This is a genomic window from Streptococcus sp. FSL K6-1323 (assembly GCF_038630745.1).
Lineage (GTDB): Bacteria > Bacillota > Bacilli > Lactobacillales > Streptococcaceae > Streptococcus > Streptococcus salivarius_D.
Window position 1 is genome coordinate 743,869 of record NZ_CP152039.1, and the last position, 15,550, is coordinate 759,418.

The 15,550-nt window shown below is 37.3% G+C and carries 10 protein-coding genes and 2 pseudogenes; all 12 read left to right on the plus strand.

Going from position 1 to position 15,550, the window contains the following annotated elements:
* Positions 1-299: 299 nt before the first annotated feature.
* Positions 300-2,285: a KxYKxGKxW signal peptide domain-containing protein gene (locus NST80_RS03295; protein ID WP_342504635.1), complete on the plus strand. Its 1,986-nt coding sequence runs from the start codon at positions 300-302 to the stop codon at positions 2,283-2,285.
* A 648-nt stretch (positions 2,286-2,933) separates the two neighbouring features.
* Entirely contained in the window at positions 2,934-3,794 is an 861-nt protein-coding gene (locus NST80_RS03300) for an Rgg/GadR/MutR family transcriptional regulator (RefSeq protein WP_096833008.1), read from the plus strand.
* 82 nt (positions 3,795-3,876) lie between these two features.
* A complete protein-coding gene (locus NST80_RS03305; RefSeq protein WP_084871236.1) occupies positions 3,877-3,969 on the plus strand; it encodes a KxxxW-cyclized peptide pheromone in 93 nt (30 codons plus the stop codon).
* 69 nt (positions 3,970-4,038) lie between these two features.
* Complete coding sequence (gene kwcM / locus NST80_RS03310; protein ID WP_096833009.1) at positions 4,039-5,358, plus strand: KxxxW cyclic peptide radical SAM maturase; 1,320 nt, start codon at positions 4,039-4,041, stop codon at positions 5,356-5,358.
* Entirely contained in the window at positions 5,355-6,446 is a 1,092-nt protein-coding gene (locus NST80_RS03315; protein WP_011681382.1) for an MFS transporter, read from the plus strand. Before kwcM ends, NST80_RS03315 begins: the two co-directional genes overlap by 4 nt.
* 75 nt (positions 6,447-6,521) lie before the next feature.
* Positions 6,522-7,142: pseudogene (locus NST80_RS03320) on the plus strand (SPASM domain-containing protein); the annotation flags it as partial.
* Complete coding sequence (locus tag NST80_RS03325; protein WP_096833010.1) at positions 7,139-7,462, plus strand: PqqD family peptide modification chaperone; 324 nt, start codon at positions 7,139-7,141, stop codon at positions 7,460-7,462. The pseudogene NST80_RS03320 and the gene NST80_RS03325, both read left to right, overlap by 4 nt.
* Positions 7,459-8,721 carry an MATE family efflux transporter gene (locus NST80_RS03330; protein ID WP_342504637.1) on the plus strand — a complete coding sequence of 421 codons (1,263 nt, stop codon included), beginning with the start codon at positions 7,459-7,461 and terminating at the stop codon, positions 8,719-8,721. The genes NST80_RS03325 and NST80_RS03330 overlap by 4 nt, the downstream gene beginning before the upstream one ends.
* 14 nt (positions 8,722-8,735) lie before the next feature.
* Positions 8,736-8,873 (plus strand): annotated as a pseudogene (locus tag NST80_RS03335) (DUF6572 domain-containing protein); the annotation flags it as partial.
* A 241-nt stretch (positions 8,874-9,114) separates the two neighbouring features.
* Positions 9,115-9,603, plus strand: a complete 489-nt coding sequence (locus NST80_RS03340; RefSeq protein WP_229056973.1) for a hypothetical protein — start codon at positions 9,115-9,117, stop codon at positions 9,601-9,603.
* Between the two features lie 83 nt (positions 9,604-9,686).
* The gene (locus NST80_RS03345) at positions 9,687-10,127 is read left to right on the plus strand and encodes an ASCH domain-containing protein (protein ID WP_096833012.1); all 441 of its coding nucleotides are present in this window, start codon (positions 9,687-9,689) and stop codon (positions 10,125-10,127) included.
* A gap of 465 nt (positions 10,128-10,592) precedes the next feature.
* Positions 10,593-15,344, plus strand: a complete 4,752-nt coding sequence (locus NST80_RS03350) for a glycoside hydrolase family 70 protein (protein WP_183138156.1) — start codon at positions 10,593-10,595, stop codon at positions 15,342-15,344.
* Positions 15,345-15,550: the final 206 nt, after the last annotated feature.

Consider the following 15,550-nt stretch of genomic DNA (forward strand, 5'->3'; position numbering starts at 1 on the left):
GAATCGTCAATAAACTACTTACTTTCGTTTTAAACTATACTCAGTCTTTAATGAGGGAGGCGTTAAAATTGCTAAAAGTTGCGATTTCTGTGTGAATTTAAGAAAATCCGAACGTTCTTTTGGTAACGTTTTCTAACTTATAAAGGCTATAGGTATATATCTTAGACTTGTTTCTTCAAATGGATTATGGGCAGAAGGTTAGTCTTATGAGACTAGGGTTATGTATCTGTAATTGTATTCGTTTCCAAAATCCCTTAACATAGTATAGAGAAATAAAGTTATATTGAAAGGTGTATGTTATGGAAAAGAAAGTTGGATTTAAGTTGCACAAGGTCAAGAAAAACTGGGTGACTATTGGAGTTAGTACGCTGTCGATGGTTGCACTTGCGGGTGGAGCCCTTTTAGCGGACCAATCGGCACAAGCAGATGAAGTGTCACTTCCTAATGGTGACGGTTTTGAACAAACAGATGCAGGCATTGAGTCAAGTGCTTCATTGATTAATGAAAGCTATTCGCCAACCTTGACGGAAGATGCTGGCCATTTGTCAGCGGTGTCATCTAACTATGGCAGTCAAACAAGCTCAGGCTACGAGTCTTCATCATCTGTCTCAACAGGAGGCTCATCACAGACTGTGGTAGGTGGTGGATCTGGTCAAGTCAGCTCGTCACAATCTTCTCAAGTAGTAGGAACACAAACCTCTAATTCATCACAAACGGGTTCTGCTTACCAATCAAGTAGCAGTTCGGCATCAGTAAGTGCTAGTGCGTCAAGTTCTTCAAGCTCATCAAGTTCAGCTTGGTATTCTTACTCGTCTTCATCATCATGGTCATCATCATCGTCAGCTAGCGGTTTTGCGACAATTACGACAAGTTCGTCTGACTCAAACGGTATTCATTGGAATGGTGGTCGAAACACGACAATCACCATCACGGCTTCAGGAACAACGCCGAATGTGACTATCGTTTCGAACTCTAATAAACTGTTTCCAAATGTGACAGTAGGTCAATCAAGCGGTTCAAATGCTAATGTCACTATCATTTCACAAGGAAATCAACAAAATAACTCAGGTTACCAAATCATCACAGGCGAGACCAAGCTAAGTGTTGATTCAAACAATGCCAAGTCTTCATTTGTCCGTGTAGGCGAAAATCAATGGTATTATTACGACCAATATGGCCAAAAGGTCAAAGGTGAAAAGGTTATCGATGGTAAGGCTTATTACTTCCTTGAAAATGGTCTTCAAGCTCGTGACTCACTTGTTAAAGGTAGCGATGGCTACACTTATTATTACGATAAAAATGGTGTGAAAGCTATCAACGGTTTCTACGATTTTGCAGGTTATCGTAAGGATGTCCGCTATTTCGACTGTTATGGTCACATGGCTACTGGTCTCATTGAAATGGGTGGCACAACCTTCTACTTTGATACACAAACAGGTATCCAAGCTAAAGACAAGTTTATTCGCTTCTCAGATGGCCGTATCCGTTACTTCATCCCTGATACTGGTAACATGGCTGTAAATACTTTTGTTCAAAATAAAGAAAACCAAGCTTGGTACTACCTAGATGAACATGGTTACGCTGTGACAGGAAAACGTATCATCAATGGTAAAGAATACTGCTTTGACTCAGAAGGCCGTCAAATCAAAGGTCAGATGATGCAACAAGGCAACAAGCAATACTACATTTCAGCTCAAACAGGTGAAATGGCTGTTTCACGCTTTATCTTTGAAAACAACAACTGGTATTATGCGGATGCTTTTGGTTGCCTCGTTCAAGGTGCAAAAGTGATTGATGGTAAACTCTATTACTTCAATAAAGATCACAGCCAACTAAAAGGTGGCTGGGCTGAAGGACGCTATTATGATACCGTTACTGGCCAAGCAGTCATCAACCAATTCATTCAAATCGCGGCTAACCAATGGGCTTACCTTAACCAAGATGGTCACAAAGTAACAGGTCTTCAAAACATTAACAATAAAGTTTACTACTTTGGTAGCAACGGTGCTCAAGTCAAAGGTAAATTGCTCACTGTCCAAGGTAAGAAATGCTACTTTGATGCCCACACTGGCGAGCAAGTGGTGAACCGCTTTGTCGAAGCTGGCCGTGGTTGCTGGTATTACTTTAACGCAGCAGGTCAAGCAGTGACTGGAAAACAGGTCATCAATGGCAAACAACTTTACTTCGACGGTTCAGGTCGTCAAGTGAAAGGACGTTATGTCTATGTTGGTGGTAAACGCCTTTTCTGCGATGCCAAAACTGGTGAATTGCGACGTGGTCGTTAATATTAATATGATTTAAGAATCTAGAGAACTTTTTTCCCTTTCCAATTTCAATTATTAATTTTTCCTATTAAATCTCCAGGTTATTAAATCATTCAAGAGTCTGAGACAAAAAGTTCTCAGTCACAAAAAAGCTAGAGATTTCCAATTGTGGAACTCTAGCTTTTTAATTTTGAGTTGTTCTCTTATTGTATTTTAGGAGGTTATTGGCCATGAGAACCAATCCCATGTCAATTTTAACCTGCCGCTTGCCTCTTAGATTACACCGACAACCTTTTCGATGGTGAAAACGATGTGGTCTTGAGGTAAGACGCAAGCAAGTTCTAGTGGTAAAGTTGTTTGATTTGTGTTATAGCGAATGTGCATGGGATGGCCTTTCTAAATGGTTTTTTGGCCAATTCTATTTCACCAAGTCTATCACAATCATGCAAAAAGCATCGGCATAAAACCGTTGCTTTTTGGAGCTAAAGGACTTTTGTCCCAGACTCTTTATCCCACGACGATAACGATAATGCCTTCAAATACGACAAGAAGAAGTGTTAGTAAATTTTGTTTTTTCATGTGATAATCCTCACTTTTGTTTTTCTTTATTGTATGATATGATGCAAGTAAATGAAAAATATTCCCATATATGCGTGATGGAGGTGTAGTATGAAAAAATTTGGAGAAATTTTTAAAAAGTTTCGAGAATCGAGAGGATTACGATTAAAAGACGTCGCAAAGGCTGGTATATCAACGTCTCAGCTCTCTCGATTTGAGAAAGGAGAAACAGATTTAACGATTTCAAAGTTCATGTTTATTTTAGATGAAATCAATATGCCAATAGATGAATTTATGTATGCGGTCCATGATTTTCATAGAGATGAGTTAAACGAACTGTTATCGAAAGTACGTCATTTTGTGTCAACACGTGACGTAGAAGGTATGAAAAAATTACTTTATTCTCAGATGGAACTGGAAGATAGGCGAGAAAAATTTCATCAAATCAATATTATTTTATTGAAAATTCGTCTACAGGGTTTATCAGGAGAAACTTACTATACAAAGGATGATTTGACATATTTAACAGATTATCTCTTTAGTGTAGAATACTGGGGGTACTATGAGTTATTGATTTTCTCGAATACTTTAGATGTATTAAATCATGATGTTTTCATGGTCTTAGCAAGAGAAATGTATAGGCGTTCTGATTTTTACAAAGAAATTCCAAACAACAGACGATTAATTTCAACGATGCTTTTAAATGGATATATTACATGTGTTGAAAGAGAAAAATTTATGGATGCTTTATATTTTGAAAAGCAGCTAAATCAATGCTTTTTTATTGAGACAGAAGTATATGAACGTTTAGTCTTTAAGTATGCACAAAATCTTTATCAATATAAAGAGGATGGAAATGTGAAAGCAATTATTGAAATGAAGAAGTGTGTTGGAGCGATGAAATTAGCAGGAAGTCATCACTTAGCAAAGACTTATGAAGGACATTTAGAAAAAATTTTAGCTAGTAGTTAGAAAATGCAAATATGGGAATATTTTATTGTAAGTGTTGAAAAGGAATATAATCACAGTATCATATTCGAAAGGAGTACCAAATATGTCTAAAGAGCTTGAAAAAGTCCTTGAGTCTAGTTCAATGGCAAAAGGTGACGGCTGGAAGGTGATGGCAAAAGGTGACGGCTGGAAGTGATAAAGTAATTTATCCCATAAGTTAAGCAGAGGCTATATTTTCCTCTGCTTTTTTAGAAAGGTATTCAATATGATGACAATTTCAGAAGATTTTTTATTTAGACTAGAAAAGTTTGGTGGAATTTTGATAAATAAAGTAACTTTTGACCGAATTGAGTTAGATGAGAGTGAAGCTTATTTTCTTTATTTGGTTCAAAATCATGGTTTTGAAATTGCTACGTCCTTTTTTAAGAAAGAAATAAAAGCAGGGAAACTAGAGCGAGTACTCTTATTAAATATCTATTCTGATAATAATATTGAGGGATCATCGAAAAATCCTGACGAGACTCTTCAAAATGCGAGAAAGCATGTAGCAAAATTAAAAAAACATAACATATTGAGTTTTCCGCTTGAACTAGTAATATACCCCAGTATGTACTGTGATTTAAAATGTGGTTTTTGTTTTTTAGCAAATCGTGAAGATAGAAATGCCAAACCTGCTAAAGATTGGGAAAGAATTTTGCGCCAAGCAAAAGATAATGGAGTGTTAAGTGTTTCAATTTTAGGAGGGGAACCGACTAGATATTTTGATATTGATAATTTGTTGATAGCTTGTGAAGAACTGAAGATAAAGACTACTATAACAACTAATGCCCAATTAATAAAGAAAAGTACAGTGGAAATTCTAGCTAAATCTAAATATATTACACCGGTTTTATCTTTGCAGACTTTAGATCCTAAATTAAATTTTGAATTAATGGGGGTGAGACCTGATAGACAAATTAAATTAGCGAAGTACTTTAAAGAGGTTGGAAAAAAATGTAGAATTAATGCAGTGTATACAAAGCAAAGCTATGAGCAGATTATAGAATTGGTTGATTTTTGTATAGAGAATAAAATAGATAGATTTTCAGTAGCTAATTATTCTGAGGTAACAGGATATACGAAAATAAAGAAAAAATACGATTTATCTGATTTGAGAAGGTTGAATGAGTATGTTACAGATTATATAACTCAACGGGAAGCTAATTTAAATTTTGCTACTGAGGGATGTCATCTTTTCACCGCTTATCCGGAGTTGATAAATAATTCAATTGAATTTTCAGAGTTTGACGAAATGTATTATGGATGTCGTGCAAAATATACTAAGATGGAAATAATGTCTAATGGGGATATCTTGCCTTGCATTGCTTTTTTAGGAGTTAATCAAACTAAGCAGAATGCCTTTGAAAAAGATTTGTTAGATGTTTGGTATGATGATCCGTTGTATGGAGGGATTCGTTCTTTTAGAACGAAGAATTCTAGGTGTTTATCTTGTGGATTGTTAAAAATTTGCGAGGGTGGCTGCTATGTTAACTTGATTAAGGAGAAGAGTCCAAAATATTTTAGAGACCCAGTTTGTAACTTATGAGTAAGAAGATTTTTAATTTATACGGAATGAATATGTTTCTATCTGGATTACCGTACTACTTTGTAGGAATTTTACTATTAAAGCACTTAGGTTTTTCGTTCACAGAAATAGCTACTTTATCAGTTATTACTGAGCTATGTGGTTCAGTTTTTGATATTCCTTTAAGTTATATTTCAAGTAAGATTGGTTACAAGAAAATTTTGGCTATTTCAAATTTATTATTAATTTTAGCATTATGGGGCCTATTGTTTGGAAAATCAAATATAATATATATTTCAGCGATATTTTTTGGATTGTCAGAATCATTATCTTCAGGAGTTCTTATTTCTTATAATTTTGAAATAATTGATGACGAAGTTGTATATAAATCATTTTTGAAAAATCTCAACACATTAAAATATATTTTTATTGCTATTATTACGATTATATCTCCACCTTTATTGCATAGGAATTATATTTATCCTATTATTATATCCATTGTATTTGTAATTTTCAGTCTATTATATTTAATAGGATTACCCGAGATTAAAAAGGAACAAAATAATAAACAAAAATTTTTTAGCCTCGATAATATTCAAAATATTCCATGGTTATTAATAATATTAGGAGTAGCATTCTCAACTCTAATTATGATTAGCAATTCTTATGCAGGGATATTCTTAAATGAACAGGGACTTTCACTAGATATGCTGGGAATTATACTATTTATGTTTAATATATCTATGGCTTTGGGGAGTTATCTAAAAATTAAGTTTGAAGTAAGCTTGATGTTACCAGTATTAGCTATACTCATGTTTTTTCAAACTAATCTAATCATCCAAATTATAATCCTTTTATTAATGCGTGTTCTTAATTCCAACTACAATAATCATTTTTATTATAAATTTAATATGTCAATAGAAAAAAATAGAGCAGTATCATGGTCAGTATATAATTTGTTTATTTCGATTAGTTTTATGTTAGCTGATTTCCTAGCTGGTATTTTTGCTGATAACTTTAGTATTAGGAGCAATTATTTAATATTTGGTATAGTAGCTCTTTGTTGCTTAGTATCTTATTCATTTTCTAACAGAGAGAAAAGAACTTAAAAGTTATATTTCTAATTCATTTGCCAAATTATTGATAGCACAATTGTTTGCAAATTTAGCAGATATTTTCTTTAGAGTATAAGATTGAATGATATGCTTAGTATTGAGTATATGTCAGTTATGGTTATTTGTCCTACTGGTAGGGCTAATGACGGTAGTATTTTAGCAGATAAAAAACAATGGTATCCTGTTTTTCTTGACTTAACAGAGCGGATTTCTAAAGGAGAATTCAAAGTTAAATTTAAAATTGTTCCTCCTAATGAAAGTGATGTTTTTTGGGCACATTATTTTCCGCTTGCATTTTATAATAGATTAGATTTATTAGAAAGTGTTTGGCATCAAAAAGTAGATATAAATTTTGATAAGCCAAGGGAGATATCTTGTCAAGCTGGAGTTAGAGCATGTTCAATTAATCATAAAGGAGATGTATACGGGTGTGACTTGATGAATGGTATAGATGAATTAGTTGCTGGAAATGTTAAAGAACAAAAGTTTAGCGAAATTTGGCACCATTCTGCTGTATTTAATAAACTAAGATCAATTACATTTGATGATATTTCTGGGAAATGTTCAGAATGTCCCCTACCATGGTGTGGTGGGGGATGTCGATGCAGTGCCTTGGAATTAGATGGAACGTTACTGGGCTCTGATTTAGCCTGCTTTTATGAACAAAAAGGAGGTGGAGTAGTCGTATGAAAGAACATTTTGTGATAAGAGGCAAGAGAGATTTCATTGTAAATAAAGTAGCAGATGAATATATAGGATACGATCGACTTGATTTAGAGTACTATTCATTTGATGAAATAGGAGCAGAAATACTTTATTGCATTTCTAAAAATTTTTCTTTAGACAAGATTGTAGAACTATTACAGCAAGATTATGAGGTATCTGCTAATGATTGTAAGCAGGCAATTATTTCATTTTTAGAAGAAACTCCTATTTTGCATATTATTTATGCAAATTTAGTTAAATCTGATCTTTACTTACATTTGAAGCCTTTTAGAGAGGAAAAATGATAGATTCAAAAGAAATTAACAAATTTGCCTTTCCCTTAGTTTTAACAAATATTGGTCAAGTAATTATTGGGCAGATAGCATTGCATTTTGCTGTGAACAATTCCTCAATTGCTCTGTCAGGAATTTCCGTTATTCAGAATCTCTTATTTGCTTTTGGTGGACTTTTAGGAGCATTCAGTTTGTCATTTAATATTAAAAGCTCTAAGGCGTACTCTAATCGGCAAACTAACAGGTTTGATGATTTATTGAAATCAAATCTAACCTTAGATTTAATTATCGGAGTTGCCTTTGCGGTTTTTGTCATTATTTTTGGAAATGTAATCTTGAGGCAGCTCTATGGTTTTAAAGGGCATCTATTGTCCTTATCCACCATTTATTTAGTCTTCATGTCTCCATATATCGGATTGACATTATTAAACTTTTCGCTGACAAATTTATTAAGAGTTCAAAAGAAAACAAAACCAATTATGTGGGTTGGACTTATCAGTTCATTAATAGATGTTGTGTTAAATTATGTACTGGTACCACAAATCGGAATTAAGGGAGCAGCCATATCAACGATTGTATCCTTAGCTTTCATATCGCTTAGTTACTTGTTTATGGTTTATCCAATGATTTTGAAGGCTTTATCCATTACATCTACAACTAAATTTGAATTAATAACATTTGGTATTCCTTTGGTTGGTCAAGAAATTCTGGAGAGTGTTTTGTTTATTATGGTGTTTGATGCCTTGATGTCGAGATTAGGAGTAGAATTGTTGGCTATTTATGCGGTTATTAGTCAATTGCTTTCAATTGTGAGTGTACCTTCTTTTGTTTATTCGACAACCGTTTCTATCTATTTACCTGAAGCAGAGAAAATAGGAGAGGTTAACGTATTTTTAAAAAACATATTTAAAAATTCATATGGTGTTAGTCTGTTATTAGCTTGTCCTATTGTTTTATCATCAAATGTCTTAGCTCATTTTCTTTCAGATGAAATAACCTCAAATATTATTCCTTTAACTTTGTACACATTTATTATTATGGGAATATCTCCAATTTATGAAAGTTCTAAAATGTTATTACAAGTCACAGAAAATGAGAAATTTGTTTTGCAGGTATCGATTTGGATAAATCTTATTTGTGTTGCAATAATGATTTTATTTCAATTTTTAAGAGTACAGACATATTTTTCATTGTACTTTATCTATGGTTTAAGTCTGACCGTTTTATCTATAATATTTTTACAACATGCTTCTTCAGAAAAAATTATATAAATGATAATATAATAAGATTTAGTCTTGATAAAAAAGTCATTCATATCACATTCCAGTATTCCCCATCTGACAACAGTCTAGCCTTTCTCGCTACGGTTCAGAAGACATTACAGAATACAGATATGAGCCTGAAGGTAGAATTGCCGGAGTGATAAAGAGAGCGAAAGACGCTTTCTTTTTTTGTGGTATAATGGGACTAGATTATCAAAGCGTTTGTTAAACGGGTAAAAATAGGAGATGGTTAGGAATTCTAATGATAATAAATAATACAGTTATTAACAAACACTTAACAAAAGCACGATTTTATAAAAACTTTAATGGTTATCTTCAACAAGATGAAAGTTCCAATTTATTTATGTTAAAATCTCCCATCATGATTGAAGGATTAGAACTTTGTATCAAGAATTAAGTAATAAATTTCAAATACCTACTAGAAATAATCATTTGATAGAAGAGATTGAAGGACGAAAGATTCGACTTGCGGCCGACATTATTTGTGGTAGAAAGCAAACTACCGATTTTCATAACAATGATTATGAAAAGTGGAGAAAAGATTATGAGCTTGTTCGTTCTAATTTAAACCTTCATTTTTTGTGGCCTAAACACAAGGCGCCAACGATTAATACTTATCGCTACACTAAATATTTAGATAGGATTGATTATCTACTTTTTGACTTAAAATGTTATTTTAGAGGACAAGAGACCCCGATGATAGCTGCCTATCAAGGTGAAGAGACAGCGGTTTGGTTAAGGCAGTTTAATAGAGATTTCAATTACTTTATTGATAAGATGAAGTTACAAGCTTTTGTTAATGACAACTATGATGTTTTAGATATCAGTACAGGTCAAACTGAAATTATACAGGATTTCATTTCTAGATAAGAGATTTCAGAGACACTAAATTATTACATGGAAAATATGTTAAAGTTAAATTGTAAAGGCAAATTTAGCTGAAAGGAGCACTCATGACACCTCAAGAAATGTGGAATGCCTACAAGAAAATTAACCCCTCTATCGGAGATGAGATAGATGCCTGGGCTTTTGGAGTGGAAGCTGATCTCCTGGCAGACTTGGTTTTAAAAGGTGAAAAGACGGCAACTGCTTCAGCTTACGATCTTTACGCTCTAGCGGATGAAGCCCTGCCACAGGAAGGAATCTTTGATATCATTTTAGATAGCCAAGATCAGGCTGTCTGCATTGTCGAAATAACAAAGGTTTCTGTTCAGCCTTTTCATCAAGTGTCAGCTGACCATGCCTTCAAGGAAGGGGAAGGTGACAAATCCCTAGCCTATTGGCGTCAGGTTCATGAGGACTGTTTCGCTGAGTGGCTGAGAGAGGCAGGAATGACTTTTACACCTAACAGCAAGGTTGTTTTAGAAGAATTTCGCAAGGTTTATCCATTATAGAACATGAGAGTGGGACAGTTGAATAGGGCTGTAAAAGCTGATGAAATCAGCGTAGTAGAGCCCACTCAACCACTGCGTCTTGCTCGACAATCCAAAGACAATTGAGAGGCTAGGACTTTTGTCCCAGCCTCTTTGATTTTAGAGGAAGATTTGCCTTGGCTTATGAAATGATAGCAGTAACTCCTTATAGCGGTGTAACAGTTTTTAGCACTTGGACCAGTCGTTCAGGTGCTTTTTTTATTTAAATTTACATTAATTTTGTAGGCTTGGGAGGAGTTATTGAAAAGTCCCTAGCCTAATGATTATCGTTAGTTATGCCATCTCTAGTTTAGGAGCAACCTCATTTAGACCAACTTTCTGATAAAAGAAAGGCGTCTACATTAAGCTGATATTGCAGTTTTGTAATTGTATTCCCTTGTCAAATAGCTTATGATAGAAATAATATAAGGGAAAAAGGTATATAATATGGAACAAAAAGTACGCTTTAAAATGCATAAAGTGAAGAAGAATTGGGTGACAATTGGGGTAACAGCACTCTCAATGGTTACTGTTGCTGGTGGAACCTTGTTGGCGGATCAACAGGTTCAGGCCGATGAGCAAAATCCTGCGAATCAGTCGGGTGATAGCAGTCAGGATTTGCTTCAAGAAACACCTGCCACAACTAATGATGCAGCAACTACGGTAGCACCAACTATCGCGACAGATGCCAATACTGCTAGTGTCAACATACCTGTCGCAGACGCCACTAGCACGACAACAGCTGTCACAGATAGAGCAGCAGCACCTACCACAAACGCAGCAACAGTTGACACCAACTCAGGTCAAGCAGCACCAAGCACAAATGTGCAACCAGCTTCAGCTGATACGAGTGCTACAACTACAGATACAACTACAGATACAACTAACAATACTACAACAGCCACTACAGACCGTGCGGCAACAACTGATACGGCAAGTACAGAAGCTCGTACACGTAGTCGCCGTGACTTGGCAGAAACTCGAGAAGCTAACACCAACACAGCGACTGGTATCCAATGGATCAACGGCAAACAATACTATGTCAATAGTGACGGTAGTGTGCGTAAGAACTTCGTCTTTGAGCAAGACGGCAAGTCTTATTACTTTGATGCTGAAACTGGGGCTCTTGCGACCAAGTCACAGGATGAATTTTCAACAGAACCTATCAAGGCGACTGTGGATTTTTCATCTGGAAACCAGCTCTACAAAAACGATAACAAATCTTTGGACCAACTGGACACCTTCATCACAGCGGATGCTTGGTACCGTCCAAAGAGTATTCTCAAGGATGGTAAGACTTGGACGGCTTCAACTGAGGCTGACAAACGTCCACTCTTGATGGTTTGGTGGCCTGACAAATCGACTCAGGTTAACTACCTTAACTACATGCAAAATCAAGGTCTTGGTGCAGGATCATTTTCAACTAACTCTAGTCAGGAAAGTCTAGATCAAGCTGCCAAGATGGTTCAGACTAAGATTGAAGAACGTATCGCGCGTGAAGGCAATACCAACTGGTTGCGTACAAGTATCGACCAGTTCATCAAGACTCAACCAGGTTGGAATAGCAGTACTGAAAATAGTTCATATGACCACTTGCAACGTGGACAGTTGCTCTTTAACAACAGTAAGGGTGATACTGGCAACCGTACTAGCCACGCCAACTCTGATTATCGTTTGCTTAACCGCACACCTACAAACCAGACCGGTACACGTAAGTATTTCAAGGACAATTCTATCGGTGGTCTTGAGTTCTTGCTTGCCAACGATATTGACAACTCAAACCCAGCTGTTCAAGCGGAGCAACTTAACTGGCTCCACTTTATGATGAATATCGGAAGTATCATGGCCAATGACCCAACAGCCAACTTTGACGGTTTGCGTGTCGATGCCGTGGACGATGTGGATGCTGACCTTCTCCAGATCGCTTCAGATTACTTCAAAGCAGCCTATGGTGTTGACAAGTCTGAAGCCAATGCGATCAAACACTTGTCATACTTGGAAGCGTGGTCTTACAACGACCCATATTACAACAAGGACACTAAGGGGGCACAACTACCGATTGATAATGCCCTTCGTAATGCTCTTACCAACCTTTTGATGCGTGATAAAAATACACGTATGCAGCTTGGGGACATGACTGCTTTTATGAATAGTAGTTTGAATCCACGAGGTGCTAACGATAAGAACGGTGAACGTATGGCCAACTATATTTTCACCCGTGCCCACGATACTGAAGCGCAAACCATTATTCAACGTATCATTCACGCTCGTATCAATCCAAATGTGTTTGGCTACAATTTCACCCGTGATGAAATCAAGAAAGCCTTCGAGATTTACAATGAGGATATTGATAAGGCTCACAAGACTTATGCGTCATACAACTTGCCATCTGTCTATGCTCTCATGTTGACCAACAAGGACTCTGTAACACGTGTTTATTACGGAGACCTCTACCGTGAAAATGGTCACTACATGGCTAAGAAGACACCGTACTTTGATGCTATCGACACCCTCTTGCGTGCTCGTATCAAGTATGTAGCTGGTGGTCAAGACATGGAAGTGAAGAAAGTCGGAAATGACGGACTCTTGACATCTGTTCGTTATGGTAAAGGTGCCAATAACAGAACAGATTTGGGAACTTCAGAAACTCGTACGCAAGGTATGGGTGTCATCATGACCAACAACTATGATTTCCGATTAGGTAGCAATGAAACCGTAACGATGAACATGGGTAGAGCTCACCGTAATCAGCTTTATCGCCCATTGCTTTTGACAACAAAAGATGGTATAGCAACCTACCTCAACGATTCTGATGTGCCTAAAAACCTTCTGAAACGTACTGACTGGAATGGGAACTTGACCTTCAATGCCAACGATGTTTTCGGTGTAGAAAATGTCCAAGTCTCAGGTTACCTCGGTGTCTGGGTACCATACGGAGCTAAGGCTAATCAAGATGCACGTACACAGCCAAGTAATCGTGCCAATAGCGACGGTCAAGTTTACAAGTCTTCAGCAGCCCTTGATTCGCAAGTCATGTATGAAGCCTTCTCAAACTTCCAAGCCTTTGCGGACGATCAGCCAGAACTCTACATGAACCGTGTCTTGGCTAAGAACACTGACTTGCTCAAAGCTTGGGGGATCACGTCAGTCGGACTTCCACCACAGTACGTTTCAAGTAAGGATGGTACCTTCCTTGATTCAACGATTGATAATGGTTATGCCTTTGATGACCGTTATGATATGGCCTTGAGTCAAAATAACAAGTACGGATCACTTGAGGATCTCCTTAACGTCCTTCGAGCTCTTCACAAAGACGGTATTCAAGCCATTGCTGACTGGGTGCCAGACCAAATCTATAACCTTCCTGGTAAAGAAGTAGTTAACGCTACACGTGTAAATGGTTACGGTTATCATCAGGCGGGCTACCAAATTGTTGACCAAGCCTATGTGGCCAATACCCGCACAGATGGTACAGACTATCAAGGCAAGTACGGAGGTGCCTTCCTTGATGAGTTAAAAGCTAAGTACCCATCTATTTTCAATCGTGTACAAATCTCAAATGGTAAGCAGTTACCTACGAATGAAAAGATTACTAAATGGTCTGCTAAGTACTTCAACGGAACCAACATTCTTGGACGAGGCATCAACTTTGTCCTTCGTGATGATAAGACCAACCAGTACTTCAATACTTCAGCCAACAGCCAACTCTTGCCAACACCACTTCGTGACACAGGTGCCATCACAAGCACTCAAGTCTTCCAACGTCGTGGACAAGATGTTTACTTCCTTCGTGATAACCAAGCCGTTAAGAATGAATTTGTTCAAGACGGTAACGGCAACTGGTATTACTTCGGTGCTGACGGTAAGATGACCAAGGGTGCCCAAAACATCAATAACAAGGATTACTATTTCTTTGACAATGGTATCCAATTGCGTAATGCCCTTCGTCGTGCTAACAACGGTTATACTTACTACTACGGTTTAGACGGTGCTATGGTTAAGAATGCCTTTGTTGATTTTGACGACAAGCGTAAGCAGGTGCGTGCCTTTACGACTCAAGGAACCATGGTAGTGGGTAACCTTCATTGGAGTGGCCACCATTTCTACTTTGACCGTGAAACTGGCATTCAGGCCAAGGGTCGTATTGTCCGTACAGATGATGGCAAATTGCATTACTATGTTGCAGAAACTGGTGACATGGGACGCAATGTCTTTGCGACTGATAGCAGCACAGGTAAACGTTATTACTTTGACGCTGATGGTAACACTGTGACTGGTTCACGTGTCATTGATGGTAAGACTTATTACTTTAACCAAGATGGTAGCGTCGGTACGGCCTACAGCAATCGTGCAGATTCTATTATCTTTGAAAATGGTAAGGCTCGCTACATTACACCAGCAGGCGAAATCGGACGCAGCATCTTTGTCTATAATCCAGCAACTAAGGCATGGAACTACTTTGATAAAGAAGGTAACCGTGTCACAGGACGTCAATACATTGATGGTCACCTCTATTACTTCAAGGAAGATGGTAGCCAAGCTAAGGGTGAAATTATCGAGGAAAACGGCATTAAGTATTACTATGAGCCAGAATCAGGTATTCTTGCTAGCGGACGCTACCTCCAAGTTGGTGATGACCAGTGGATGTACTTCAAACAAGACGGTTCACTGGCTATCGGCCAAGTTCGTGCTGATCATGGATACCTTAAGTACTTTGATAAAAATGGTATCCAAGTTAAGGGGAAAACTGTTGTCGAAGATGGTAAGACTTATTACTATGATGCCAATAGTGGGGCTCTTGTCACAAGCAGCTTTGCTGAGATTGCACCAAATCAATGGGCTTACTTCAACACTGAAGGCCAAGCCCTTAAAGGCAAGTGGACTATCAATGGCAAGGAATACTACTTTGACGAAAATGGTATCCAATACAAAGGCAAGGCCATTAAGGTCGGCAGTCGTTACAAGTACTATGACGAAAACGACGGTCAACCTGTAACCAACCGCTTTGCTCAAATCGAGCCTAACGTCTGGGCTTACTTCGGAGCAGATGGTTATGCCGTAACAGGCGAACAAGTCATCAATGGCCAACACCTTTACTTTGACCAATCAGGTCGCCAAGTTAAGGGTGCCTACGTCACAGTTAACGGCCAACGCCGTTACTACGATGCCAACACTGGCGAATATGTCCCAGGAAGATAAGCAGTAGTAGCTCATGTGACTGACCAGAGAACACACAGCCGAGAATGAGGGAAAATTCTCAAGAAGAAAGATCGTGAAAACGGTCTTTTTTTGTATCCCTATTTCGATTTTTTCCGAAATAGCCTTGACAGTGCTTTCAGAAAAGCGTAGAATCTATTTCGAAAAGTATAGAAATAGGTATTCTGACCTAAGTCGTATTGATGCTC